Raw genomic sequence first — 24,803 nt, 5'->3', positions numbered from 1 at the left:
GGGCAATATGCAGTCTAAAAAAGAAGAAGTAAAACAGGAAATTGAATCCGCCGCTTTAAAGGTATTTTTCCGAAAAGGCTTCTCTGATGCCAAAATGAATGATATTGCCGATGAAATTCAAATTTCTGTTGGCAATATTTATACTTATTTTAAAAATAAAAAAGAGTTGTTCTATTCGGTTGTTCCGCCGTCTTTAGTGGACTATTTGAAGAATGTGCTAGTGGAAAATATTCGTATCGATAACCAGACTTTTTTTGATGATGTTAATAATGAGAAAAAATCAGCTATCGTTCAAGAGCAAATAAATATATTAACCCAGTACAGCAGGCAGATTGTCATTATTTTTGAAAAGAATAAAGGGACCGTATATAGCAATGCCAAAAACGAGCTGATCGATCTGATGATCGAAACTAAAAGACCCTTTATAAAAGATCATTATAAAAGATACGAAATCGGAACCGAAGAAAATATGATTCTGCTGAAGATCATCGCGAACAATGTCATCAATATGATTCTGGATTTATTAAAGTACGAGATGAACGCCGATAGCCGGAGAAGGATTTTTGAGGCATTAAGCTTATACTGGCTGCATGGACTAAAAAGCTTAAACGAATAACATCAATGCGCCGAAATTAGGTGTGGGGTGGAACTGGGGCGCAACGCTGCAATGAGGGACAACCAAGTGGATATGCACATTTAGCATCTACGAGGGTCCCTATTTTTTTAATCCAATAATGAATTATTTATTCATTATTGGGCGGTGTAATCAAGAAACGGGGGAAGTTACAATGAAGACAGGTTATGCGTTTATGGACTGTAATGTTATTTATGGAGATGCGAAAAAAGGGACTGATTCCCATATGACGATTTTGATTGATGAAAACGGCTTGATTCTGGAGATCGGGAAAGCAAGCGCTGTAACTGTCCCCACCCATTTCCAAACGATCGATTGTTCGGGGAAATATGTGATGCCCGGTCTCATCAACGCGCATGTCCATCTTTTTGCCGATGGTAAGCCGTTTACGCTGTCGGCCAGTGAAGGGCTGCTGAATTTTGCGTTTCATCATATTTTGGATACGAGACTGGGCAGATACATGTTGAAGAGACGGATGAAAAAAAATGCCCTAACCGCACTGCATTCCGGAGTAACAACGATGCGTAGCGTAGGTGAATTTTTTTATACTGATGTTCAGTTGAGGGATGATATTAAGGCAAATCAATCTATTGGACCTAATCTTTTGGTATCTGGGTATTTCCTGAGCGTAACGGATGGCCACGGTGCACCTTATTTGGCTTTGGTCGGTGATTCACCATGGGAAGGGAGAAGAAATGTAAGAATCAATGTAAAAAACGGAGTGGACCTAATCAAAATATGTGTAACTGGCGGGGTCACCGATGCCAAAAGGATCGGAGAAGCAGGCCGCTTGCAAATGACGGAAGAAGAGGTGGCTGCCATTTGCGAGGAAGCTCACAAAATTGGTATGCGTGTGGCGGCACATGCAGAAAGTACCGAAGGTGTAAGAGTTGCGTTAAAGGGTGGAGTGGATACTATTGAACACGGCGCGGAGATGGATGAGGATATGATCAGGCTGTACAAAAATAATCCCAGAGCCTTAAAGGGCTACACCGCTGTGATTCCTACTTTACAAGCAGCTTATCCCAGTGCGAAATTAGATCCGATCCTGACAAAGTTGAATACAACCATTAAGGAAAATGCCCGGCTTGTGTATGACTCTATGTTAACAGGGCTACAGCAGGCTATAGAACATGATATCAAAATCGGTGTGGGAACGGACGCTGCTATGTCCTATGTAACCCACTATGATCTTTGGCGTGAGCTTGATCATTTCATGCGACAAACAAAGCTGAACGCAAGTGAGGTTATTGAACTAGTAACCAAATCAAATGCAGATATTTTGGGAATCGATCACCTGACAGGTTCTATAGATGTGGGCAAATATGCGGATTTAATCATGATGGAGCAAAACCCATTGGAGAACATAAAAGCTTTGTCTGATGTAGCTATGGTTATGGTCAGAGGGAATTTAATACAAACACCCTCTGTGACCAGAATTCAAGCAGTGGACGAGCTACTGGATACGGTTTGGAGTATTTAGGAGTGAGATAAATGATTGTAGAAGCACGTTTGGGTATCCTAGCTATTCTTAAAAGAACAGCGCCCGGTATGAATAACTATAAGCCTGTCAGCCTTTCTGGTCGGGAAGCTTATTTATTATGATTCCTGTAAATAACGTACCCGCCTGAAGGGAATTCTAGAGATGAGAGACATCTCAAATTCTAATCAGGATGAGGACGGAATTCATGAAGCAACCTTCCAGTAAAACTGAAGAAGACGATAAACTGAAATGGTGGCAACTAAGCTTGTTAGGCATAGCAGGCACTATAGGAACCGGGTACTTTCTTGGCTCAGGTCTAGCAATTTCCATGGGAGGGCCAGCAGTACTGCTAGCCTACATTTTAGCTGCTATTGGAACATATGTCGTATTTGATGCACTGGCTCAGATGACAGCGGAAGATCCGGAGCAGGGTTCATTTCGATCCTATGCAAAAAAAGCATTTGGAAATTGGGCAGGGTTCGGGAGCGGCTGGGTATATTGGTTTTCGGAACTGTTGATTATGGGAAGTCAGCTCACAGCATTGTCTATATTCTCGCGTTTTTGGTTCCCGGCCGTACCGATGTGGGTATTTGCTGCCAGCTTTGCGGCCGTGAGCCTATTGATTGTGTTTTTTGGTAATAAGGGCTTTGACAGGGTTGAAAATATACTGGCCATCATTAAAGTGGCGGCTATACAAATGTTCCTTGTTATTGCTGCCGTACTTCTGACGGGTTGGATCGGCGGTTCTAAGTTCTCACCGAAAGTTCCACTTGGGTTTAAAGCGTTGTTTCCATCTGGAGGTATCGGGTTGTGGTCTGCCTTTATTTTTGCTTTTTATGCCTATGGTGGCATTGAGGTGCTGGGAATTATGTCCTACAGGCTAAAGAAACCTGAGGAAGCTCCAAAAGCAGGAAAGGTGATGTTGCTGGGACTGGCTACAGTATACGTTCTCTCAATCGGGCTTGCAGTAATCATGGTGCCGCTTAGTGCTTTTAATCCAAAAGAAAGTCCTTTTGTGCTCGCGCTCAGCAGCGACCATCTGACCTTTATACCGCATTTGTTTAACGGGGTGTTGATCATAGCTGGGTTCTCCACGATGACAGCTTCGCTTTATGCCATTACCTCGATGATGATCACTCTTTCACAGGAAGGGGATGCACCCAAGGTTTTTTCGAAGAAATGGAAGGATAAATATCCGTTTTTTGCCCTTTGTTTAATAGCTGGAGGTTTAGGGGGTGCCATTATGATGTCATTGTGGTTGCCAGGAAAAGTATACGAATACATTACAACAGCTGCCGGACTGATGATCCTCTATAACTGGTCCTTTATATTGCTCTCCTCCCGCAAGCTGCTTAAGCCCAGTCTTCTAAACGGGGTGAAACGCTGGCTAGGCTTAGTGCTGATCGCTACTGCTGTAGCAGGTACGCTATTTCATGCGCTCAGTCGTCCAGGCTTCTACATCAGCCTGCTAATTGTTTCGCTGATTGCCTTGAGTGATTGGATCGTTCAACACATCCGTAATAAGAAGGACAGTTATGTTATGGGGCATGGGGCGGACGAACAGACCCATGAATATCATTCTTTACCGGGCGGTCCTGAATTTCGGATTAAGGGCATAAGGATGCGAAAAAACAAGGTTTAATGAAAAAAGAGAAGTCGGGCAGCCTGTACACCAAAATAAAAACCAAATCCAATCAGCGACAGACCTGACAGAACGGAGATCGCCTTCAATACCCGAACGGTTAGAAATTTACGAAAGAGACTGGAGGCGGCAGCCATGGTTACATCCCAGAAAAGAATCCCTAGTACGATTGCTCCGCTATAGATCAATAATTGCTGCATCGGATACTCGCTGACCGCCTTGGCTAATATTGAGCCGTAAATACCCAACCAAAAAAGGATCGAGAGGGGATTGAACAAGGACATGAGAAATCCCGACAGATAAGATTTGGATAGTGAGGTATCGTTGCCCCTCAGCCCGTCAGCTGAAATGTCACCTGTATTTTTAATGCTGTCTACACCTGAATAGACGAGGACAAAGAATCCGAACAACCATAAAAACACTTTAACAAACGGAGCATCCAGCAGATGAATGAGGCCAAAATAAACAAGCAGCATGTAGATGATATCGGCACTAACCGCCCCTAAACCGACTATCCAGGCAGGCATAAATCCTCCGCGGAGTCCCTTGTCCAGCTGTGCTGCATTAATGGGTCCGAGAGGTGCCGAGAGGGATAATCCTATAATCATATAACCTATAAATACGTTAATGTTGTCCTCCTCCTTTATATAGATAGCTTATTCTGATAAAGGCAGTGGTAGGACAACCAAAAAAAGGCCCGCGGAAGATCGCGGGCCTTCTTTTATAAGAAACTAAAGAGTGAGTAGAATTACGCCTTCACGGATTCAGGTCTTTTAACAAGAAGAGGTGGAGGAATCAACCAGCCCTTTTTCTTAGTCAAATGTAGAATTTTAAGGCCGATGGCTGCTTTGGTAAGGTGATATTTAGCAAACAAAGCCCCTATATCTTCTCTGATCGATTGTCCCATTGCCTGACTACATGCCACAAGTCCAACAGCATTATCAGCTGCAAGTTTGGCTGCAATTTCAGGATCTGTGAAACGTGCCCCTACAGGAATATCTTCAAGTTTAGCATCGGGCCGATTTGGCATTACTGGTGCAGATGCAATACCTTGCTCTGAGAGCAGTGTATCACACTCACTGATTTCAAGCTCCGCTTGATCAATTAAAGCTCCTAATATTTTTTTCAGGTCATTGTCGCCCGCGTGGTACATATAAGCTCTGTAACAAGAGAGGGCTCCCTTTGCGACCATTGAGGCTTGCCAAACCGTAAAAATCTCTCCATAATGCATCGGTTCTTCTTTGGGGTTACCGCCTAGAATCCCTGTCATAAATAGTCTCCTTTATTGTTGGATTTGAACAAACATTAGCATGCCCACAACAACAAGAAAATTGCAGCTTTTCACATAAAATAGGTATGTCAATTTGAGGCTTCGACATCCGTGCAAGTTTAAGAATAAATAGCACTAATTTTCTCATAATAGGATAAATGTGAAAATAAGGAACGATAAAATTGAACACGAGTTGTGGAGGAATCAAATGTTTTTCATCGTGATGATTGGATAGATACTTCCATGGACGATGGCAGATACTATTTTAGAGAGGACTTATCAGTAATCGTTCTAACGGACCGCTTGCAAGTATAATTGCCTTTGCATTCAATGAAGTTGGTTATCACTGGAGAGAGTCGAGTGTATCTCCATCGAGGCAGGGATGGAATGGGAGTCATTGCTTCCAACACCTTTGGTAAAATGTTAAGCCCTGTCCTCGGCGCTTATTTAGGTACATTGTTATGGTATGCACCCTTGAAGGAATTGAAAAAGAAATCGAGGCACGATCACTTCTTTATATAGCAGCCGTAGGGGCGGAACGTGACTGCTATCCTTATTCGCTGTTACTCCAAGCGAGGGAAAGACAGGAGGGAAGAACAATCAGAAGCAAAGCTATTCCTCAAAATTCTCGGATAGGAAGGATTAAATAGGGGAAAATAGCAATGGGTGCTGCCTGCCCAATATTGTTCTGGAGGGAAAAAAATGAAGAAGATTGCTACTTTTGCATCAGTTGCATGTCTTAGTTTACTTTTAAGTATTCCAGCATTTGCGAACCAAGATGAAGCAAACCTAGGGATACAAACACATTACTCGGCTAATCAAACAAATGATAACCTGAATGCAAGGAATGTTAATGCAACGGGTAATCATAATTCAACAGCGGTCGAGAATGGAAATTACCGAGCGCAGGCAGTCGGGGATGAGAATCGAGGCACTAATTGGAGCTGGTTGGGTCTCTTAGGGTTGCTTGGACTTACAGGCTTGCGGAATAGAAGCCGAGAAAAAAGCTAAACTTTTTAGAGTTAAAGGGAACTATAGGGGCCATTTTTATGATTAGAACTGAGGACTGCATTTACAGACTCGGCAAAAAATTTATACCTTTAATTTGTTCTAAATAAAAAGCCGGTTTCAGGATGATCCTGAATAACCGGCTTTACATTTTTTTAGCAAACCATTTTTAGGAGAGATTTAAAGATAATCGCACTTGAATTTGCCATTCACCAGCCACAGGTTCCAGAAGTCGTCCGTAACCCGCACATATTGGCATGCTCAGTGAGGAATTCAGGAATTCCGCGTATTCCACCAAAACAGGACTTCGTAATGATAATTTTATTCCGAGTTTTACGAAAATTGGGGAACCGGACAAAAGTGGGAGAGCAACGGCAGTACTTCAGAAGACAGAAGCTTCTGGACCATGTTTATGATTGAAGAATAATTTTTTTAAAAACTAGAGGATTTGAATTCATAGGCCCTGTTTGATTAAACTCCAGATGCGTTCAAACCTGTCTTGGTAGTCAGGTAAATTCCAGGATTCTTTGAAGGATGGGAGGCTAAATACTGCAAACGCAGAGAGAATCGCCTCAGCCCGTTCCAAGTGGGGATCGTGATAGTCCATGAAGCCGTCAATAATTTGGTAGGAATCCCAGAGAACATCGCGTAATACCAGTGGATTGCTATCCACGTATTGAGTATTCAAGGCAAACATCTTGGGATTCTCGTTATAAGCCCGTTTTTTTGCGTTAACAAATGCCCATAACCAATCGTGAAGCAATTCTTGCGGTTTAGTTAAACTAGTCATATCTAATTTAATTTGTTCTGAAATCATCCGGTTGAACCAGCTCTTAGATACGGCTGCCCAGAGCTCTTGCTTATTTTTAAAGTGCTTATAGAGCGCTGCATGGGTGATACTTAATTCATCCGCAATTTGTGAGAGTGTCACTTCGGATTTTTCCGTGCGTTTAATTAATGCCTCAGCTGTTTCAATAATGAGCTCTTGTGTGATTTTAGCCACAGTACTGCCAATCCTTCTTTCTTCAATAAATTCCTTTTTATCGTTAATACACTTGCGAATATTTTAACATATAAAATAATCAGTAACAATTGTTGATTTTTGTAACTTATTGCTTTATGCTTATTGTATAAGTTACAAAAATAAATAAATGTTACTTTTTTTAACGCATGGGGGGTCATTAATTATGAAAGCAGCACAGATCACCAAATATTCAAAAAAGTTCATAGTAAAAGTGAACGATATTCCAATCCCAGAAATAAGTGATAACGAAGTCTTGGTCCAGGTGAAAGCAGCAGCAGTTAATCATTTGGAATTGCTCATTGGTACCGGAAGCGTAAAGCTGATTCAGGATTATGAATTCCCATTGGTACTTGGTAACGAGCTGACGGGTGTTATTGAAAAAGTAGGTAAGAAGGTGCAAGGCTTCAAAGTTGGCGATGCAATTTATTCACGTCTGCCACTACAAAAAATCGGTGCTTTTGCGGAATACGCGGCAATTAATGCAAATGCCATCGGGCACCTACCCGCTAATTTGAATTTTGTGACTGGTGCAGCTGCGCCATTAACAGGATTGACAGCCTATCAAGGATTAAATGAAGAATTAGATGCTAAAGCTGGCGAAATCGTGTTTATCCCTGGAGGTTCTGGTTCATTTGGCCAAATGGCCATTCCTATCGCCAAAAGTATGGGGCTCAAGGTCATCATCAGTGGAAATCCAGAAGCACGTGAACGGACAATGGCCGCTGGTGCAGACCAATATATTGATTATACGACTGAGAACTATTGGGAACAGCTTGGTGATGTAGATTATGTGATTGATACCTTGGGACCAAGCGAATTTGATCATGAGCTTTCAATTATTAAAGCAGGAGGCCGCCTTCTTTCTCTGCGGACCGGTCCTAACGAACGTTTTGCAGAAGATCTGGGCTTCTCTGGCTGGAAAAAAAAGCTCTTCACCATCGCCGGGGCTAGGTATGATCATAAAGCGAAGAAAAAGAAGATTCAATATCATTTCATTTTTGTTCGCAGTGATGGCGAACAATTAAAGAAAATCACGAAGATTATTGAAGATAATGGGATTGTACCAGCAGTGGACCCAACAGAATTCCACATAGAAGAGATTAACGAAGCACTGAATTTTGTTGCTGAAGGTCATCCTAAAGGGAAAGTTATTATCAGATTTTAAGGAGTATATCTCAATTGGTTGTCAAAAAATTCTTTACTGATCATTCTAGAATTGATATACTGATTTAAATTAGAGTTAATAGTGTAGTTTTTTTTGCTGTAACTAGAATGATCGTTCTTGAATATTTCGAAGAAATTTATTAAGGGAGGGATGAACGAGATACAAGTTTAATCGTGAACAAAACTCTATCGAAATGTTGTTAAATGATCAAAAAACTTAAAAGGGAGAGAATAATATGAAATATACAGTGATTACAGGAGCAAGCTCAGGAATTGGGTATGAAACAGCATTGGCGTTTGCTGCACGCGGTAAAAATTTAATTTTGGTAGCTAGAAGATTAGGTAAATTAGAAGAACTTAAATCAACAATTCAGAATATTGATCCTAATGTAAATGTTCTTGTTCGTTCAAGTGATCTGTCTGTTACAGAGCAGGCTTACACACTGTATAACACTTTGAAGGAATACCAAATAGAAACCTGGATTAATAATGCAGGACTTGGTGAAGCTTCTTTTGTGGTAGAACAGAATTTAGATAAAGTTGAAACTATGTTACGTGTTAACATCGAATCCTTGACGATCCTTTCTACACTATTTGTGCGAGATTATGCTGATGTAGAAGGAACTCAGTTAATTAACGTATCATCCGCACTCGGATATGCCATTGCTGTTGGGAGCGTTGCTTATTCTGCATCTAAATATTATGTTAGTGCCTTCACCGAAGGGCTTGCAAAAGAACTAGAGCTTAAAGGCGCGAAATTAAAAGCAAAAGTTTTAGCTCCAGCAATAACTGAAACGGAATTTGTGAAGAAATCAATAGATGCTGAAGAATTTGATTACAAAGCAAACATGCCTAAGTACCACACTGCCAAACAAATGGCGAGTTTCATGGTAGAACTTTATAATAGCAATGATATGATAGGGATTGTTGACCAGAATTATAACTTCAATCTGAGAGATCAAATCTATCCAATTATATCTGAGTTTTAAATCGAATTAGATATTAGTCACGAAAACGATCGTCGAAGAAACTGGAGCAAAAAGAACTGGCTTCCCTATTCTTAAACGTAGGGTACAACTTTTGCACACGTTGGAAAAAGATTGGACTCTGGATTGTTTAAAAACAGCCAAAGTAAGAATCCAATGGTAAGCATCAGTTCAGTTATCATGTTATGAATAAAATCAAGCATCTTGCTTGATTTTATTTACGTTTTATATATTAGTTTGCGGATCGTTTACTTAAATGTATAATGATTGCTTGAGGTGATTACAATGGCAAGAAGCAAAGAATTTGAAATTAATGAAGTACTAGATAAAGCGATACAACTATTTTGGATGCAAGGTTACGAGAAAACTTCAATGCAAGATTTGGTAGACTGTATGGGAATTCACAGAAGAAGTATCTATGATACATTTGGTGATAAGCACGCCTTATATTTGACGGCACTCCAACGGTACGAATCTACTCAAAACAAAAAAATGAGATTCTTGGTTGAGAAGCAAGAACCGGTAAAGGAGATCATTCGACAATTTCTAGAATCCTCGATGAGGAGCGAAGGAGAACCTCAAGGATGTTTCATAGTTAATTCGGGTGTGGAGCTGGGAGTACTGGATCCGGAGGTTGCATCCTTTGTTGAGAATAGCTATTCAAAAACGGAGAAGTTGTTATATGACCTCGTTCAGACTGGCCAGCAAAGAGGTGAACTTAGAATTTCACTGGAGCCCGAGGCCATTTCTCATTATTTAATGAATGCCTGGTTAGGACTGCGTACAATGGTAAAAACGGCAACGGATCATAAAAAATTAACAAGTATTATTCATACCATACTGATCACTCTAGATTAAAACTCCTTTATCTATCTGCAATGTAAGAGGAGAAGCACTTGTATCGAATGCCGAAAATAGTCAATCAACTTACTGCTACCCGAGTACGCAAAGAATAGAACCGGCTTAATACGCCCAGCTTAACTATATATACGGCATCCGAAACCAGCTGTAAGGATCTAAGAATGCAGACACTAAAAAAACCCATGCTGACGATGGGCTTCTTAGTCAATGTGGATATTAATCTGTCCAAGATCGGTAGATACGGCGCACTTCACGAAAGGATTGTTTGGGTTTACGGTATTCATTAACCAGACCCTTATTGTTGAAGCCGCGGGCCCGGTCGCGGAAGTTCTTACTGCTGCTCTTCAGATCGCCGCGGATGTCTGCAAACTGCCAGATGTAGGTCCCGCCAATTTTCGAATCATTCTTGAAGATTGCCAGCGCTTCAGTCACAATATCTGCCTGATAATCCTCGCTGAACAATCTCGGCTCCCAGCCCACATCCCCGAATAGTCCAGCACCACCGAATTCGGTCATGAGCACAACCTTGTTACCGGCTCCCATCTGCTCCGCACGCACATGGAACTGTTCCAGCATGTCTTTGAAGCTGGCTGTATCGCCTTCGTACCAGCCAAAATATTTATTTATACCGATAACATCGAATAATGGAAGTAGAATATCTTCGAGTGGATGCATCGTAGCGTAGGTGACAAGCCTAGTGCTGTCGAGTTTCTTCACCAATCCGACTAGAGCTTGTGTGAAAGCATATGCTTCTTGAGTCCGGGTATCAATCTCATTATGAACGGACCAGAAGATCACACTTGGGTGATGAAAATGCAGGCCAATCATTTCTTCAATCATAGACAGTGCACGCTCCTGGAAGAGCGGCTCACTTACCGTTTCGTTCGGCAGAAAGGCTCCCCATATCGGAATTTCGCTCCAGTATACAATCCCTTGCTCATCGAGTAGATCAAGCCAATATGGGCTCTGGGGATAATGCGAGCCCCGGACGGAGTTGCAACCTAATTCCAAAATGATACTGAGCTCCTTGTGCATCAGCTTCGGTGGGAAGGCAAAACCCCACTCAGGATGCTCTTCATGTCGGTTCACCCCCTTAAGATATACGGGTGAACCGTTAATTAGAATCCGATGATCCTTTGTTTCAATACAGCGAAAACCGATCCGTTCAATCTTGTCGTCTTCCTCTGTCCGCAGTTGAAAGGTATACAGTTCTGGAAGACCTACGTTCCACAAACGTATTTCAGGCATAAGCAACCTGAACGTATGACTGAGGGTTTGGCCAGTCTCAATCTGTACTTCTTCCGAGTGCAATTCATGTCCGCTTTCGGAGAATGTGATCTTGGTAGTATGCTGCTCCTTATGGAAGGAATGGAGCTGCACCTGAACAGTAACATCTGCATCTGATCCATGCAGTGCATAATCAATCTTCAGCTGTTCGATGTAAATATCAGGCAAATATTGCAGCTCCACCGACCGTACGATCCCCCCGTAATGATACCAATCCACCTGCTCTGTCGGAATCGTAAGTAGGTCCAAGGTGCTGTCCGTCCGGACGATAATCTCATGTTCTCCTGCTTCTAAGGAAGGAACAATAAATTCAAAAGGTGTAAATCCGCCATAGTGATACCCAAGGTGCCGCCCGTCCAAATAGACATCGGCATGGCCCAGCACGGCATGAAAGATGAGTCTGACATGCTGCGAATTCACAATCTGTATTTTTTTACGATACCAACCGACACCTTCATAATCGTACATTCCCAGTTCATTATTCCAGCACGAGGGCACATAAAGAGACTGCCTAGAATGTGGAAATCGCTCAAACCATTTTTCTTGAACACCCGTATTTAACGGATCCTTCATGAAATCCCAAGGCCCATCCAACAGCTCAGTTCTCCGAATTTGATACTCGCTAAAAGTCCTTAACAAGTGTGTTCCTCCTTTTTTTTCCTGTAATGTATTGAGAATTTCAGACATCTTGATAATATGGATAGTAACATTTGGAGTTTAAGCATTGAATAGAAAAAAACGTTACCGTCTTGTTTAAATCGCTCTTTTAGCAGCAGGAGGGGATATTAATTGGAAGAAAATGATTACAAGCTGAATGACCTCACCGTGCATATCCATTTTGTACTCGACAAAGCTACTTATCCCGGCTGGGAGGACATCCGTAACATGGTAAATGTGCACAGCTTGTACTGGATTCATGAAGGTAAAGGGGTTTTCCTGACCAATGTTGAGCACAAAGTAGAGGCTGGAATGCTAGGCTATTTAAAACCAGGCCTTAAACTGTCCATGCGCTCGCAGATGGATGCTCCACTTCGCATAACGATGCTGCTCTTCGATTGTGCAGAGCTTGGTTATGATGCGTTATGGAAGGAAGTCAAGCCAATCGGAAAACTGAGACTTCCCTTCTTAAGCCAATATAATCAACAGGAAGCTGAGGAAATTAGCAAGCTGGTCTGGGGGATTCACCAGGACTGGCTGCCCGGACTAACCGATGGCATAGCTGTATCCCGGGCTAAAATGCAGATCCTGCTGCATATGCTGCACCAGACCGTACAACCGGACTGGAATCTGATGGAGTCTGGAGCTTTCGCCGCCTTCGAACAGATCAAGAAAACACTCGAGAACGACTATAAGGATCATCACCGGATCGAAAAATTGGCGGAGAAATACGGCATTTCGCCATCTTACTTGCGGAAGATGTTCCTGAAATTTACGGGGATGGGGCCGAAGGAATACCATATGCACTTACAGAACCAGCAAGCTTGTCGTTATCTGGTTTTTACCGATTATCCAGTTAAGGAAATAGCCAAATTATGCGGGTACTACGAAGAATATCATTTCAGCAAGATTTTTAAACAGCTTAATGGGATCCCTCCGACAGTATACCGAAACAAACAGAGAATCAAAGATTAATTGTCCGTAGAACCACTGGTAAAAAAATCTTGAGGTTATGGTTTTTTTACGGGAAGGGCTGTACCATGATAGTATTGAACTCATTGAAGCATGTTTAAGGAGGGAAAATTGGGCATGATTATATCACTCAAAAATGTATCATGGCAACGTGATACGACAATGATCTTACGCGATATGAATTGGGAAGTGAAGCAGGGACAACACTGGTGTATCGTCGGTCTGAACGGTTCAGGAAAAACGACGATGCTAAATGTAGTGAACGGCTATATCTGGCCGACAACAGGACAAGTCGAGGTGCTGGACCATCGCTTCGGCGATGTGGACTTGAGAGAGCTACGCAAACGAATCGGTTGGGTAAGCACCTCCTTGCAGCAGAAGCTGTACGGCCATCAGACTGCCCTGAACATCGTCCTAAGCGGAAAATTTGCGACCATTGGTCTGTATGATAAGACAAATGAAGAGGATCAAAAACAAGCCGAAGAGTTAATGGAATTTCTAGACTGCTCTTCCTTAGTTAGTCGTACATATGATACCTTGTCGCAAGGACAGCGGCAGAAAGTCCTCATAGCACGCGCACTAATGGCCAATCCAGATCTACTAATTCTTGATGAGCCATGCACGGGACTTGATATTTTTGCCCGAGAACAGCTGCTGCAGATGATCGAGAAGATAACAAAGCAACCCGGTGGACCAACCTTGCTGTATGTAACCCATCATATCGAAGAGATAACACCATGCTTTACGCACACGCTGCTGGTAAAGAGCGGCGAAATCTACAAAGGGGATGAGACAGTAAACTGCTTGCAGTCGGATGTCTTGAGCGATTTCTTCGATACCCCTGTTGAAGTACAGGAACATCATAACCGCAAGTGGCTTACACTTGCCGGTGATAAGTAGAATATCAAGGCACATCGAATAGGCGAGCAAACCGTTTTAAAGTGCTTTGAAGGATTGCTTGCAGATATATAAAATGAAAACTGATCACAATATAATTTTAAAATAACCCGCGCGGGGCGCGGGTTTTGTATTTGTTTGCAAGCTTATAAGCCATCTCCCAGAAACATCGTAACAACATACTAACGGTACCTGCAAAAAACATTTTGACATATCTAACAGGTACCGTTATAATACAAATCAACAGGTACCGTCACAAAGAGCAACAGGTACCGTAAAAATTCAACGGAGGATTCATTATGGACATGAATGATGAGTTATACGAAAAACTCGCGAAACTGCAATGGTTGTTGCAAAGGCAACACTTGAAAACTCACGCCGCGGTTGGTCCTATGGCCGACGCATCACGTGGGCAAGGCAGGATATTAGCATTTCTTCGGATGAAAGACGGTATCAGCACCAAAGACTTATCCTATATGCTGGACATCCGTGTATCATCCCTCAATGAATTGCTTGGTAAACTGGAGAAAGCAGAATACATCACCCGTAAGCCCTCAGAAACAGACAAACGTATCATGTTGATTTACCTAACGCAAAAAGGGCAAGAGGAAGAGAAACAAGAGATAGACAACGGCAACATATTTTCTCGCTTATCGCCAGAAGAGCAGATAGCTTTCGGGGATTACCTAACTCGCGTCATTACAGCTTTGGAGGAAGAACTTGGAACGGACGGAGAACGTGATGTGATGGCTATGTGGATGGAAGCCGCAAAGGAGCGTATGGGAACAGAGGAATTTGAAAAACTGATGGCTATGCGCGGACAAATGCACAAAATGTGGGGAAATTCTAGGGACGAACGCTTTAGCGGCAGATTCCCTGGGTTTGGCGGAGAAGGGCATGGTGACATGCGCGGATTCGGCTGGCCTTCCAGAGATGACAGTAATTCGTCACCTGACAAGTCACATGGCCCGGACGATAAGTAATTAGAGTCTTTTTGCAAACAGTAGCTGAGGCGCTGCCTTTCCACCAGAGAAAGATGAACGGCAAAGGCAGCGTAATGTGAAACTGAAGAATAATCAAATTTCGTATGCCAAATCTGAGAACTCGACGTTAGGGTACAGGTTTGCTTGTTGCTGCGTCACGGTTCATATTGGACCGATAGTTAGAATTCTAAGTAATTTCAAAAAACAAAATAAAGAAAGATAGTGGTGAACCCTATGGATGCAGAAAACCTCCATTACTTTGAAAAAGCACCTGTCGCAAAAGCCGTAGCTCACTTCGCAGTACCGATGATGCTAGGCATGTCGATGAGTGTCATATACTCCATTTTGAACGCCTATTTCCTTGGTACACTGGGCAATACTGCGATGTTAACCGCACTCGCACTAACTTTACCGTTATTTGCCGCCATAATGGCGCTTGGTAACTTGATTGGCATCGGTAGCAGTGCATTTATCTCCCGTTTGCTGGGAGAGAAAAAATATGATGATGTAAAGCATGTGTCTTCATTCGCCTTTTACAGCAGTTTAGTTCTCGGTCTTATTTTGATGGCTGCCGGCATCCCATTGATCGATTCAATCGTTCATGGCTTGGGAGCGACGCCTGACTCCTTCGGATTCACGAAGGACTATGTCACGATTATGCTTATTGGTTCACCTTTCGTCGTTCTATTCTTCACGCTGGAGAATATCGTGCGCTCGGAGGGGGCAGCAATCACTTCGATGATCGGTATGCTTCTCAGTGTTGTTGTGAATTATTATTCTCGATGCGCTAGTCATTTTCGTCTTCCATTGGGACGTGATCGGGGTTGCATCTGCTACAGTCATTTCTAACTTGGTTGCTAGTGCATTCTATGCCTTCCACATGGGATATAAGAGCCAATTCTTAACCATCTCCGTAAAATGGTTCAAAGCTTCCAAAGACATTCTCAGCAATGTATTTAAAATTGGAGTTCCAGTCTTTGTTATGAGTCTCTTCATGGGTGCAATGTCACTCATCTTTAACCGTTTTCTGGTCGAATATGGGGAGCAGGCCATTGCGGCCTTCGGGATTTCATCACGTTTATTACAATTTCCAGAGGTTATCCTGATGGGCTTATGTGAGGGAGTCGTGCCGCTGATTGCCTTCTCTTTTACAGCTAACAAATTACGCATGAAGCACACCATTACTTTTACAATCAAAGTGACTGTGGCATTAGCAGCCGTGTTCGGCATTATTGTATATCTGATTTCAGACCACTTAATCGGTTTATTTACGAATGACCCTCAATTAATTGAACTGGGCAGCTACATTCTTCATGTAACGTTCTTATCCCTGTTCATTTCAGGAACGACCGCGTTGTTTACAGGGATATTCCAAGCGACAGCACAAGGAACCGCCGCCTTTATTATGTCAATTATTCAAGGTATTACTCTGATTCCAGTATTGTATATCGCTAATCGAATGAACGGTTTTCACGGAGTAGTCTGGTCGCTCGTCATTTCGGATGCTGTTGCGTTCCTTGTGGGTGCCATCATGCTGTATGTTCTGCGGAACAAATTGCAGCCTGATTTAGATACTTTAGTACAGTAAAATCCTAAGCTTTAAGTTGATACTTTAAGTTCATCTAAAAAAACCTTGGATCAGCAAGGTTTTTTTGGCTCGTATGATGACGCAGCCTGCCATGAGGCAGCACATAGCTGCTTTGGAGGCGAAACTCCAGTTAAATTTTAATGCTGACTTCTCCACTTGAAAGATACTCCTCGTCACCATTCTCATATCTGACTTTCAGATGGCAATCGTCATCGATATCAATGGCTGTTGCTTTACGTTGTTCATTATCCTTTATCACGGTCACAGGTTCTCCAAGTGAAATTAACCTTTTTTTGTATTCGGAAAGAAACAATCTGTCCGTTAAATGCTCATAATATCTCATGAAATTGTTTAGTACTTCTGCAACGAGACGGTTGCGGAGATCACCATAAGGATTGTTTTCGGAAATTACAGTTGTTGCAATCTCGGTAAGATCAGTGGGAAAGCCTTCGGAAGGGAGGACTACATTGATACCGATGCCGAGAACAGCATAATCAAGCCAGCCGTTTTCCAGTGACACGGATGCTTCGGTAAGAATCCCGCACACTTTTTTCCCTTCCATGAAAACGTCATTTACCCATTTAATCTGCGTTTCTTTACTGGATACGCTCTCGATAGAAAGGGCTACAGCTACTGCGGCGCAAGTGGTCAATAAAGCTGAGTCTGTTGCGGACAGCTTTGGACGCAGCAGGATGCTCATATAGATACCCGTTCCAGGTGGAGAAAAGAACTTCCGGCCCATTCGCCCGCGACCAGCTGTTTGTTCTTCCGAAAGAATCACCTTACCTTCAGCTTCTCCATTTGAGGCAAGGTTTTTTACGGCTTCATTCGTGGAAGATATGGTCTTAAAGACTTCAACTCGTAACTTTTGCCCCCGAGTATCCAGGTACTTTGAAATTGCACTGGCTGATAAGATATCCGTTTGTGGTGACATGGAGTATCCTTTATTGGTTACAGCTTGTATGGAATAACCGTCTGTCTGTAAAGATTTTATGGCTTTCCAGACCGCGCTGCGCGTCACGGATAACTGAACGGCTATTTCCTCCCCGGAAAAATATTCACCCTTATTACTGTCGAGTAAGGCAAGAATATGTTCTTTTACTGTCATGAACTTAAACCTCCAAAAGTATAACTCTCCGACCAAAACCCATTGAATAGATTAACATCCAACGATTGCGACTGAATACTCTAATTCTATATAACAATAGGAAAAACTCAAGCATGGTATTTTATTCTATTGTAAACCATATAATAATTTATGGTTTACAATAAAGAATATCTCCATTATAATTCAGCTTACTGGACGTATTTACTAACCAGAATACAATCATTGATATCCAATGGAGGTCATTTTTTTGAAGACAAAAGAACTTATTTATGCTGCATTATTCGCAGCACTTATCGCGGTGTTGGGGATGATACCGCCCATCCCACTCGGCTTCATCCCCGTTCCGATCACTGCCCAGACACTTGGCGTCATGTTGGCTGGATGTTTTCTGGGGAAACGGATGGGCGCTCTCAGTCTAATTATTTTCATCATACTAGTAGCCATTGGGCTGCCTGTACTGACCGGCGGTCGCGGCGGAATCTCGGTGCTAGTTGGACCTTCTGCAGGATACATATTTAGCTTTCCAATTGCGGCCGGCCTTATTGGCTGGTATTCCGAAAAAATCTGGCCGAAGGTTCGAACTTGGAAGCTGGTAGCTATCAACATAATCTTCGGTGTATTACTAGTGAGTCTGATTGGTGCCCCTGTCATGGCATTGATAACCAATACTTCGATCTGGGCTGGTCTTGTCGGAGCGTTGGCCTTTCTTCCGGGAGACATCATTAAAGCCGTTATTGCAGCCGTTATAACGATGCAGCTGAAAGCAATTAGCCCTATTGAAGAAAAAACACAAATATAATGTGATGTGAAACTCGGGTAAATAAAACCCGGGTTTTTTTATTGAAAAATAATAGGGTTATGGTTGCGAATTTGTTTATACTATAAAAATTAAAACGAAATTGAAGTGGGTGTAGAAAAATGGATAAGGGATTTAATTTAGCTAGTCAACTATTAACGCTGCTTGATACGGAACATAGATGGTTTACCTTAGCGGAAATTGAAAAAAGTTTAGGGATCTCTGATAAGACCATCCGGAAGATGGTGGAGGAAATCAGCAAGCAATTACCATCTACTGTAACCATTGAGGTTTCTAGAGGAAAGGGAATAGTTCTTCAACGTGATGGGCGAAGTACGATTAGTGAAGTGATTTCTTCTATGTTCAGACAAACCATCTTTTATCGGCTGATGGATTTTTTGTTTACGAATGTAGGGCGACTGTCTGTGGAGGAGCTCTCCGAAGCCATGTTTATGAGTACCTCGTCTTTGAAGAAATTGATTGTGCAATTAAATAATGATGATCTAAAAGCTTATAAGCTACGCATTAGTTTTTCTACCCCCATGATCAAAGGGAATGAAATGAATATTCGATATTTTTATTGGAAGTTATATTGTGATGCGTATGAGTTTACAGGCTGGCCCTTTGCGAATGTTGATTTTGCTTATATTAATCAGTTAATCACAAATATAGAAAATGAAAATAACATTGTATATTTTATCAATTCCAAAAGGAGATTATCGTTTTTGTTGGCCATTGTTATAGAAAGAGTGGCTAAAGGAAAGTGTGTGAAAATAGACGAAAATGCTTACCCTTGGGAAAAGGGGATGTTTTATTTTCCAGTGAAAACTATTGCAAAACGTCTTGAGGACAAGCTGTCCCTTAAATTTCCAAACAGTGAAATATTCTTTATGCAATCCATGGTTAGTCTCAGCCAATATCATTATTATGAAGGGTCAGAGATCACTCCGATGAAAGAAGTAGAATTACATAAGGATAAAGAAGAATATCAAATGGGGAATCTGCTTCTAATGTTATTAGCAAAGGTATACCCGAACTTGCATATGCAAGAACGGTTTATTTTGGAGATTTACGGGTTCTTTGACAAGCTATTAATCGAAAATGCCATTCCTGAGTGGATGATGATTTCAACAAGTCATTTAACAACATATGTTCAAAAGGAGTGCCAGCAGATTTATCAAGAATTGCAAACCTGTATGCAAACGTGGAATAAAACTTACCCTTCTGTTTTGTTTAATCACTTTCATTTAACAAAGCTAACCTTAATTGTCCGCTCGAGTTTACGTTACAAAAGTAAGAGGGCTTTTTTAGTGATCGGGGAAGAATTTTCAATTCGTCATTACATAGCAGATTTGATAAAAAAAGAAATTGGGGATCAGTTGATCCTTAATACTTCCATAATGAAAGGCCTGACCGACGAGATCATGCAGCAAAATAATATCGATCTTGTCATTAGTAATATCCCGGTTGCATTAAAGACAGTGCCTGTTGTTATTATTTCTACGATCCCCTCTAAAAGAGACTTAGACAACATTCGTAAAGAACTGCTTTTATAATTTGACCAATTATTTTCCGTAAGCTCCGTAAGTTTTTGGTCTAGTTTGTAATGTTAAAAAACCTTATGCTCAATCTAGTTTCGAAACTGATTTTACTTGAAGGCAAGTGGAAAGCGATTTCGGTAAACCTCAGTTTACTATTAAAAGTTGGAGGAAGAACTATGAGTAGGCATTTAGGTGCAAATAAGGGAGAAATAGCAGAGCTCGTTTTGCTCCCAGGAGATCCCTTGCGTGCAAAGTTTGTGGCAGAACACTTTTTAGAGGAGGCTTATTGTTATAACGAAGTAAGAGGGATGTATGGATACACTGGATTATACAAGGGTGTGCCTGTGTCGGTTCAGGGGACAGGGATGGGAAATCCATCGATGAGTATCTACGCGACAGAATTGATCGTCGATTATGAAGTTAAGAAATTGATTCGCATTGGTACATGTGGCGCGATGCAGGAAGAAATCAATATCCGCGATATTATATTAGCCCAAGCAGTATCTTCAGACAGTAATATGACGGAAAAGATCTTTCATGGCTGTAATTTTGCACCAACGGCAGATTTCTCATTGCTAATGAAAGCATATCAACAAGCACAAGCTAAAAATGCCAATGTGTTTGTTGGTAACATCTATAATTCTGATGAATTTTATCGTGAAAATTTAGATCGGCTTCACAAGTTTATGGATTTCGGTGTATTAGCTGTAGAAATGGAAAGTACCGCCCTATACACTTTAGCCGCTAAATATGGTGTAAAAGCTTTATCGATTTTGACCGTCGGCAGTCAATTGTTAAGACAGGAACACCTAACTCATAAAGAAAGTGAACAATCCTTTTATGAAATGGTCGAAGTAGCTCTTAACACAGTCATTGAAGGCTGATTTATTGATAAGAGTGTAGTGTTGTTAGAAAAGAGAGTGAGAAAGAAATGAAGGTAATACTGTCAGGATTGCAGTGGATGATTTTTATGATCGCTGGTGCAATTGCTGCACCCATTGCTATCGCAGATTTATATAACTTAACACCCATAGAGACTTCCGGACTCATTCAGAGCACCATGATTACTTTAGCAATAGCTGGATTTTTACAAGGCCTGATGGGTCATAAATTCCCTATTCATGAAGGTCCGGCAGGGTTATGGTGGAGCATTTTTACCATTTACGCGAGTTTAGTGGGGGGGCTTTATTCCTCTAACAACGGCGCTTTACAGGCTTTAAGTGGAGCGATGATCATTAGCGGAGTGTTGTTTATCCTAATTTCAGCATTTAAGCTAATGGATAAAATCGCTCGTCTATTTACTCCAACCATCACCTTTATTTATTTACTTTTATTGATCTTTCAATTAAGCGGATCTTTTATGAAAGGGATGATGGGGATTACCATATCCCACACCATGTTAGATGTTAAAGTGTTCATCCTTAGTGTGATTGTGGTCTGCATTACCTTTTGGTTAGGCAACAGCCGCTTTGTATTACTCAGCCAGTTTTCAATAATTTTCAGTATAGTGATAGGCTGCCTATTATTTATAATCTGCGGTAGTATGCCGGCGGTTTCTCGTGCGGATACTCTATTTAAGCTGCCGGAAATATTCCCATTTGGAAAACCCCGATTCGATGCCGGGACAATTACTACTGCATTTTTACTAACCCTATTATTAATAACCAATGCAGTGGCATCCATCCGTTTGATGGAGACCGTTATGAAACCCAAGCAAGGGGATCATCGTCGTTATTTGCGCGCCGGGTTTACTTCTGGAATTACGCATCTTATTAGTGGTGGTTTAGGAGCGATCGGCTCAGTCCCTATTTCGGGAGCGGCGGGATATGTTGAGCAAACAGGGATGAGGGAGCGCAGATCATTTTTAATAGGCTGCAGCTTAGTGATCTCAATATCCTTGTTTCCGCCTATGATGAATTTCATATCTGCGATTCCAGCTCCCATAGGCTATTCTGTTACCTTCGTCATTTTTGTGAAGATGGTCGGACTAGCGCTAAAGGAATTGAAAAAGGTTATTCATGAAGAGCGAACATTTATTGTCAGTGGGCTTTCCCTTTTAGTGGGTGTAGGTTTAATGTTTATTCCTGCATCAGCTACGGCCCATTTATCTCCGATCGTGATAGCCATTTTAAATAATGGATTAATATGCGGAAGCCTGTTAGCGATTATTTTGGAACAAGGGTTAATGTGGAAAGATGCATTCCGATATGAGGATTCCAAGAAAATTAACCGATAATTTGGAGGGCTAAAAATGCATTATCTAATTTCTATTGCTGGTCTGGTTATTGTTCTATTACTGGCATGGCTAGGAAGTAACAATAAGAAAAAGATTAAATATCGTCCAATCATTGTAATGATTGCTATTCAGATAGGTTTGGGATTAATTATCCTAAAAACGAGCATTGGAGAATTTTTGATTAAAGGGTTTGCTGATAGTTTTGCAAAATTACTTGGATACGCCAATGAAGGTACTGACTTTGTGTTTGGCGGGATTGCAAATGAAGGGGCGCATACATTTTTCCTTTATGTTTTGATGCCCATTGTTTTTATGTCAGCATTGATAGGGATTTTGCAACATTACAAAATACTGCCATTCATTATAAAGTATATTGGACTGGTACTGAGTAAAATAAATGGCATGGGTAAATTGGAATCTTATAATGCAGTTGCAGCCGCAATTGTCGGACAAAATGAAGTGTTTATTTCAGTGAAAAACCAGCTTGGACTATTGCCGAAACATCGCTTGTATACATTATGTGCGTCTGCAATGTCTACGGTTTCCATGTCAATCGTTGGTTCCTATATGACGATGCTAGAACCTCGGTATGTAGTAGCTGCATTGATATTAAACCTATTTGGCGGATTTATCATTTCATCCATCATTAATCCGTATGAAGTTACACCTGAAGAAGATATTGTTGAAGTTCAGGTAGAAGAAAAACAAACGTTTTTTGAAATGCTGGGCGAATATATTATGGATGGCTTTAAAGTAGCCATAGTAGTTGGGGTAATGTTAGTTGGTTTTGTGGGAATCATTGCTTTGATTAACGGGGTCTTCAGTGGCATATTCGGAATCTCGTTCCAAGGAGTGTTAGGCTACGTCTTTGCACCCATCGCCTTTCTTATCGGTGTGCCATGGCATGAAGCTGTTGAGGCCGGTAGTATTATGGCGACAAAGCTTGTTGCGAATGAATTCGTTGCTATGCTTGACTTTGTTAAGATTCAAGAAGGTTTAAGTGGCCGTACTACAGCCATTGTCTCCGTTTTTCTAATCTCATTTGCTAACTTTGGGTCGATTGGTACCATTGTGGGTGCAGTGAAGGGATTGAATGAAAAGCAAGGGAATATCGTCGCACGATTTGGATTAAAGCTGTTATTTGGCGCCACACTTGTAAGCGTTTTATCAGCTTTGATTATCGGTATCATATTCTAGTTGAAGCAAGGAGTATTAACATGAAACAAACACCCCGGTTTAAGCGGATTTTCGTCATCGTTATGGATTCTGTAGGCATTGGTGAAGCTCCAGATGCTGAAAAGTTTGGGGATGCAGGATCACATACATTACGGCATATTGCAGAAAAAATGAATGGGCTACATGTTCCTGCGTTATCCAAGCTAGGGTTAAGTCATATTGACCCAATACCCGGAGTTCCCAAAGTAGAGCGCCCTTTAGCTTATTGGACCAAAATGCAGGAAGCTTCTAATGGAAAGGATACGATGACAGGTCACTGGGAAATCATGGGCCTACGAATTGACGTTCCTTTCAAAGTGTTTCCTGAAGGATTTCCTTATGAATTAATTAATGAATTAGAAGAAAGAACAGGACGAAAGGTGATTGGGAATAAACCCGCTAGTGGCACAGCTATTCTCGATGAGCTTGGACAAGAGCATATGAACACAGGTGCACTCATTGTCTATACTTCAGCAGATTCCGTGATTCAGATTGCGGCTCATGAAGAGGTTATTCCTTTAGAAGAACTGTATCAAATCTGCGGGATTGCCAGAGAGATTACTTTACGTGAGGAGTACATGCTAGGCAGAGTGATTGCTAGACCATTCCTCGGGCAGCCCGGAAATTTCAAAAGAACATCGAACCGTCATGATTATGCCTTGAAGCCTTATGGAAGAACCGTGATGAATGAGCTCAAGGATGCCGGGTTCGATGTACTAGCGATTGGCAAGATCGCAGATATATACGATGGGGAGGGTGTCACCAAGTCTTTGCGTACAGTGTCTAACATGGATGGCATGGATAAACTCATGGAGACCCTTCATACTGATTTTACAGGACTTAGTTTCTTGAATCTTGTTGATTTTGATGCACTTTATGGCCATCGTAGAGATCCGATCGGGTATGGGAAAGCGCTAGAAGAATTTGACGATCGATTACATGAAGTTCTAGCGGAGCTATGTGAAGATGATCTTCTTATAATTACGGCAGACCATGGGAATGATCCCATTCATGCGGGCACGGATCACACCCGTGAATATGTTCCTTTACTCCTCTACAGTAAGAGTTTCAATCGACAAGGGGAGCTGCCTATATCGAAGACTTTTTCGGATATTGGAGCAACAGTTGCTGATAACTTTGTTGTGACCATGCCCCAATTTGGTCAGAGTCTCCTACAGGAGCTTAAATAAACTTAATTTGAATAGACACTTTGAATAGAAACAGGGTACCTAACTTGTATTAGTAAATGGTATCCTGTTTGTTTTTTTATCTACACATCTTCGTATCTAAAAAGCTGCCGAGTAAGCGGCTTTTTTTGTTATTACGGATCAATTATTAGGGTAATAATCAATTATTAAAGGGGTTAATTTTATAGCCACCTGTCGTTAATCCTTTTTTCGATGAATCGCATTCTAATACAACGTTATAAATAATCTAGTTTCTACTCATGC

At 41.6% G+C, this 24,803-nt stretch carries 21 protein-coding genes and 1 pseudogene; 17 read left to right on the top strand and 5 right to left on the bottom strand.

What is annotated here, in order from left to right; translation table 11 throughout:
- Nucleotides 1-7 precede the first annotated feature (7 nt).
- The 3 genes from NST45_RS11790 (at nt 8) to NST45_RS11780 (ending at nt 3,759) form a co-directional block, all read left to right on the top strand.
- On the top strand, nt 8-616 hold the full coding sequence (locus NST45_RS11790) for a TetR/AcrR family transcriptional regulator (RefSeq protein WP_076099182.1): 609 nt from the start codon (nt 8-10) through the stop codon (nt 614-616).
- A gap of 172 nt (nt 617-788) precedes the next feature.
- Complete coding sequence (locus tag NST45_RS11785) at nt 789-2,117, top strand: amidohydrolase family protein (protein WP_339825657.1); 1,329 nt, start codon at nt 789-791, stop codon at nt 2,115-2,117.
- Nucleotides 2,118-2,322: 205 nt separating this feature from the next.
- On the top strand, nt 2,323-3,759 hold the full coding sequence (locus tag NST45_RS11780) for an amino acid permease (RefSeq protein WP_076213740.1): 1,437 nt from the start codon (nt 2,323-2,325) through the stop codon (nt 3,757-3,759).
- On the opposite strand, the gene NST45_RS11775 is transcribed toward NST45_RS11780, so the two are convergent.
- Together NST45_RS11775 and NST45_RS11770 are read right to left on the bottom strand one after the other, a co-directional pair.
- Entirely contained in the window at nt 3,756-4,388 is a 633-nt protein-coding gene (locus NST45_RS11775) for a LysE family transporter (protein ID WP_038571226.1), read from the bottom strand. The two genes, NST45_RS11780 and NST45_RS11775, sit on opposite strands and share 4 nt — an antisense overlap.
- A gap of 119 nt (nt 4,389-4,507) precedes the next feature.
- Nucleotides 4,508-5,029 (bottom strand): DUF3231 family protein, encoded by a 522-nt coding sequence (locus tag NST45_RS11770; protein WP_036677170.1) that lies wholly within the window; start codon nt 5,027-5,029, stop codon nt 4,508-4,510.
- Between the two features lie 702 nt (nt 5,030-5,731).
- Here NST45_RS11770 and NST45_RS11765 point away from each other — a divergent pair.
- A complete protein-coding gene (locus NST45_RS11765; RefSeq protein WP_038571232.1) occupies nt 5,732-6,040 on the top strand; it encodes a WGxxGxxG family protein in 309 nt (102 codons plus the stop codon).
- 451 nt (nt 6,041-6,491) lie between these two features.
- Here the strand turns inward: NST45_RS11765 and NST45_RS11760 are convergent, their stop codons facing one another.
- A complete protein-coding gene (locus tag NST45_RS11760) occupies nt 6,492-7,040 on the bottom strand; it encodes a TetR/AcrR family transcriptional regulator (protein ID WP_038571236.1) in 549 nt (182 codons plus the stop codon).
- A 184-nt stretch (nt 7,041-7,224) separates the two neighbouring features.
- On the opposite strand from NST45_RS11760, the gene NST45_RS11755 reads away from it, so the two are divergent.
- The 3 genes from NST45_RS11755 to NST45_RS11745 all read left to right on the top strand — a co-directional run bounded on the left by NST45_RS11755 (nt 7,225) and on the right by NST45_RS11745 (nt 10,069).
- Entirely contained in the window at nt 7,225-8,226 is a 1,002-nt protein-coding gene (locus NST45_RS11755; protein ID WP_076213743.1) for an NADP-dependent oxidoreductase, read from the top strand.
- Between the two features lie 235 nt (nt 8,227-8,461).
- Nucleotides 8,462-9,214: an SDR family NAD(P)-dependent oxidoreductase gene (locus NST45_RS11750; protein ID WP_076213746.1), complete on the top strand. Its 753-nt coding sequence runs from the start codon at nt 8,462-8,464 to the stop codon at nt 9,212-9,214.
- A 282-nt stretch (nt 9,215-9,496) separates the two neighbouring features.
- Nucleotides 9,497-10,069, top strand: coding sequence for a TetR/AcrR family transcriptional regulator (locus tag NST45_RS11745; RefSeq protein ID WP_076099173.1), 573 nt, complete (start codon nt 9,497-9,499; stop codon nt 10,067-10,069).
- Nucleotides 10,070-10,288: 219 nt separating this feature from the next.
- Here NST45_RS11745 and NST45_RS11740 read toward each other — a convergent pair whose 3' ends face one another.
- Nucleotides 10,289-11,998, bottom strand: a complete 1,710-nt coding sequence (locus NST45_RS11740) for a glycoside hydrolase family 2 TIM barrel-domain containing protein (protein WP_076213749.1) — start codon at nt 11,996-11,998, stop codon at nt 10,289-10,291.
- Nucleotides 11,999-12,148: 150 nt separating this feature from the next.
- On the opposite strand from NST45_RS11740, the gene NST45_RS11735 reads away from it, so the two are divergent.
- From NST45_RS11735 to NST45_RS11720, 4 genes and pseudogenes are all read left to right on the top strand, one after another.
- Nucleotides 12,149-12,991: an AraC family transcriptional regulator gene (locus tag NST45_RS11735; RefSeq protein WP_076213752.1), complete on the top strand. Its 843-nt coding sequence runs from the start codon at nt 12,149-12,151 to the stop codon at nt 12,989-12,991.
- Nucleotides 12,992-13,105: 114 nt separating this feature from the next.
- Nucleotides 13,106-13,888, top strand: a complete 783-nt coding sequence (locus NST45_RS11730; RefSeq protein ID WP_036677157.1) for an ABC transporter ATP-binding protein — start codon at nt 13,106-13,108, stop codon at nt 13,886-13,888.
- Nucleotides 13,889-14,184: 296 nt separating this feature from the next.
- Nucleotides 14,185-14,868, top strand: coding sequence for a MarR family transcriptional regulator (locus tag NST45_RS11725; RefSeq protein ID WP_051490959.1), 684 nt, complete (start codon nt 14,185-14,187; stop codon nt 14,866-14,868).
- A gap of 234 nt (nt 14,869-15,102) precedes the next feature.
- A pseudogene (locus NST45_RS11720) lies at nt 15,103-16,456 on the top strand (MATE family efflux transporter).
- Nucleotides 16,457-16,586: 130 nt separating this feature from the next.
- On the opposite strand, the gene NST45_RS11715 reads toward NST45_RS11720, so the two are convergent.
- Complete coding sequence (locus NST45_RS11715) at nt 16,587-17,564, bottom strand: biotin--[acetyl-CoA-carboxylase] ligase (RefSeq protein ID WP_038571255.1); 978 nt, start codon at nt 17,562-17,564, stop codon at nt 16,587-16,589.
- A gap of 247 nt (nt 17,565-17,811) precedes the next feature.
- On the opposite strand from NST45_RS11715, the gene NST45_RS11710 reads away from it, so the two are divergent.
- The 6 genes from NST45_RS11710 to deoB all read left to right on the top strand — a co-directional run bounded on the left by NST45_RS11710 (nt 17,812) and on the right by deoB (nt 24,542).
- Entirely contained in the window at nt 17,812-18,363 is a 552-nt protein-coding gene (locus NST45_RS11710; protein WP_036677150.1) for a biotin transporter BioY, read from the top strand.
- A 119-nt stretch (nt 18,364-18,482) separates the two neighbouring features.
- Nucleotides 18,483-19,916 carry a helix-turn-helix domain-containing protein gene (locus tag NST45_RS11705; RefSeq protein ID WP_036677148.1) on the top strand — a complete coding sequence of 478 codons (1,434 nt, stop codon included), beginning with the start codon at nt 18,483-18,485 and terminating at the stop codon, nt 19,914-19,916.
- Between the two features lie 161 nt (nt 19,917-20,077).
- The gene (deoD, locus tag NST45_RS11700) at nt 20,078-20,785 is read left to right on the top strand and encodes a purine-nucleoside phosphorylase (RefSeq protein WP_036677145.1); all 708 of its coding nucleotides are present in this window, start codon (nt 20,078-20,080) and stop codon (nt 20,783-20,785) included.
- Nucleotides 20,786-20,832: 47 nt separating this feature from the next.
- Nucleotides 20,833-22,137: a purine/pyrimidine permease gene (locus NST45_RS11695; protein WP_076213759.1), complete on the top strand. Its 1,305-nt coding sequence runs from the start codon at nt 20,833-20,835 to the stop codon at nt 22,135-22,137.
- 15 nt (nt 22,138-22,152) lie between these two features.
- The gene (locus NST45_RS11690) at nt 22,153-23,334 is read left to right on the top strand and encodes a NupC/NupG family nucleoside CNT transporter (RefSeq protein ID WP_036677141.1); all 1,182 of its coding nucleotides are present in this window, start codon (nt 22,153-22,155) and stop codon (nt 23,332-23,334) included.
- 20 nt (nt 23,335-23,354) lie between these two features.
- On the top strand, nt 23,355-24,542 hold the full coding sequence (gene deoB / locus NST45_RS11685; protein ID WP_076213762.1) for a phosphopentomutase: 1,188 nt from the start codon (nt 23,355-23,357) through the stop codon (nt 24,540-24,542).
- Nucleotides 24,543-24,803 lie beyond the last annotated feature (261 nt).

Origin of the sequence: Paenibacillus sp. FSL R7-0163 (assembly GCF_037969975.1) — a bacterium.
Taxonomy (GTDB): domain Bacteria; phylum Bacillota; class Bacilli; order Paenibacillales; family Paenibacillaceae; genus Paenibacillus_AQ; species Paenibacillus_AQ odorifer.
The sequence above is the reverse complement of the archived record's forward strand: the minus strand, read 5'-3'. Positions and strand labels throughout refer to the sequence as shown.